This window comes from Streptomyces amritsarensis (assembly GCF_001953875.1).
Taxonomy (GTDB): Bacteria; Actinomycetota; Actinomycetes; order Streptomycetales; family Streptomycetaceae; genus Streptomyces; species Streptomyces amritsarensis.
Genome location: NZ_MQUR01000200.1, coordinates 1 through 2,038 on the forward strand (window position 1 = coordinate 1; position 2,038 = coordinate 2,038).

A 2,038-nucleotide genomic window follows, 5' to 3' on the forward strand; every position below is an offset into this window, starting at 1 on the left:
CACCCCACCACCAAGCCGCCCTCGCCACCCTCACCTGACACCCCCACACCCCACACCGCGCACGTTCAGCGGCCGGGCCCCGCCGGGTGAGCCCGCTCACGAAAATTTCACAACTCGGCTCCCGCCTCCGCCGTGAACGGCCGCCGCTGTCTTCGCGCCGCCGTGCCGACCTCCGAGCCTCCGGCCCCGGCCGGCGCCGCCGCACCCCGTCCCGTACGGCCGCCGCCCCGCCGGGGCGTGCGGCGTGGCTTGAATCAGCTCGGTCCGCGAAGGCGGTGGAGTTCGCCGCTCCGCCAGGAGTGGTGTGCAGGGGCCCAGGCCGTGGCGGCGGTGCGTCACGACCGTGCGGGAGGGCCCTCATGGCGGGTCGTTGCGGCGCACCCACCGTTTCCGGCGTGAAATCGCGCCCCGCGGGCCGCCGTGGTCAGCGCAGCACCGGCGGTACGGGAAGGCAGTCGGCGCGCCGGCGGTCGCCGCTCGGGCCCGGCGGCCGTGCCCGCGTCATGTGCGGTACGTCTTTGCTCGTTCATGGCCGGAGCATGGCAAGGATGTTACGCGCTCGTCGGCCCCTTGTGGGCGGGCCGGGGGTGGGCCAATCTTTCGGGGGCGGAGGCAAGTTGACGGGTTGTCATGTGCATGGCGATTTCCTGTTGCGCAGTCGCCTCCGCTTCATCCCCGAAGTGCACCACCCATGAGGAGGACCCCCCACATGTCCGTGATGCGTCACACCCGCCGGAGGCTCGCCGGCATCAGCGCGACCGCCGTCGCGGCCCTCGCGCTCGGCGCGGCCGCCGCCCTGCCCGCCTCCGCCGCCGACAGCGGCCCGCAGGGCGTCATCGAGAACGCCGGCGCCGCCGGAAGCATCTCCGGCAGCTACATCGTGACCCTGAAGGACTCCGCGGCCCGCTCCACCGCCGACAGCGGCAAGGCCGTGGCGAAGCGCTACGGCGCGAAGATCGACCGGACCTACAGCGCGGCCCTCAACGGATACTCCGTCAAGGTCTCCGAGGCGCAGGCCAGGAAGCTCGCCGCCGACCCGGCCGTCCAGTCGGTCGTACAGGACCGCGTCTTCACCGTGGACGCGACCCAGCCGAACCCGCCGTCCTGGGGCCTCGACCGGATCGACCAGCGCGCCCTCCCCCTGAACCAGAGCTACACCTACCCGGACAAGGCCGGTGAGGGCGTCACCGCGTACATCATCGACACCGGTGTCCGCATCACCCACCAGGACTTCGGCGGCCGCGCCTCCTACGGCTACGACGCCATNNNNAGGCCATCACCGTCGGCGCCACCACCAGCTCCGACGCCAAGGCGAGCTACTCCAACTACGGCAGCGTCCTGGACCTCTTCGCGCCCGGATCCTCCATCACCTCCACGTGGGGCACCGGCGACAGCTCCACGAACACCATCTCCGGCACGTCCATGGCCACCCCGCACGTGGTCGGGGCGGCGGCCCTGTACCTGTCGCAGAACACCTCGAGCACCCCGGCGCAGGTCCGTGACGCCCTCGTCGCGGCAGCCACTGCGAACGTGGTGACCAGCCCCGGCACGGGCTCCCCGAACCTGCTGCTGAACGTCGGCGAGGGCGGCACCGTCCCGCCGGGCAAGCGCTTCGAGAACACCGCCGACTACGCGATCAGCGACAACGCGACCGTCGAATCGCCCGTCACCGTCAGCAGTGTCGCCGGCAACGCCCCGGCGGCGCTGACCGTGGCGGTCGACATCAAGCACACCTACATCGGTGACCTCAAGGTGGACCTGGTCGCGCCCGACGGCACCCTGTACAACCTGCACAACCGCTCCGGCGGCAGCGCGGACAACATCATCAAGAGCGTCACCGTCAACGCCTCCTCGGAGGTCGCCAACGGCGTGTGGAAGCTCCGGGTGAACGACAACGCGAACCTCGACACCGGAAAGATCGACTCCTGGGCGCTGCAGTTCTGAGCACGGCGGGAGCGACACGGTACGACGTCCGAGCCGCGATGGGCGGATGAGCAGGTGAACGGATGAACAGGCGGGGGCGACCGCAGTGCGGTCG

At 71.2% G+C, this 2,038-nt stretch carries 2 pseudogenes; both read left to right on the plus strand.

The features are described from left to right. Positions 1 to 709 precede the first annotated feature (709 nt). A pseudogene (locus tag AVW11_RS38885) lies at positions 710 to 1,266 on the plus strand (protease inhibitor I9 family protein); the annotation flags it as partial. A 4-nt stretch (positions 1,267 to 1,270) separates the two neighbouring features. Then, positions 1,271 to 1,944, plus strand: a pseudogene (locus AVW11_RS38890) (S8 family peptidase); the annotation flags it as partial. Positions 1,945 to 2,038 lie beyond the last annotated feature (94 nt).